Below are 235 nucleotides of genomic sequence, written 5' to 3'. Positions count from 1 at the left end.
AAAACCGAGGCGAAGGCTTTGAACTGCGAACTGAACACTGGGGAGCAGTAAGAGCAGCGCAAGGCTTACTGATCAGCACCGACCCACAACCCCAAGCGAAAGGCGACCACCTTGATGCGACACAGGCCAAACAACAACTTGAAAATAGCCAAAATAATGCAAAAGCACTGAGTGATCTTGCCAAAAACCAACAAACCGATGAAATAGAATCGATTGAACAACTCAAAGCCTTTGC

The 235-nt window shown here is 47.2% G+C and carries 1 protein-coding gene; it reads left to right on the top strand.

Annotation, left to right across the window (positions count from 1 at the left end; genetic code table 11):
- Positions 1 to 235 (top strand): type VI secretion system Vgr family protein (locus tag D7V20_RS19705; protein WP_147395840.1); only part of this gene is annotated, 235 nt, incomplete at both ends.

The organism is Acinetobacter rongchengensis (genome assembly GCF_003611475.1).
GTDB lineage: Bacteria > Pseudomonadota > Gammaproteobacteria > Pseudomonadales > Moraxellaceae > Acinetobacter > Acinetobacter rongchengensis.
The sequence above is the reverse complement of the archived record's forward strand: the minus strand, read 5'-3'. Positions and strand labels throughout refer to the sequence as shown.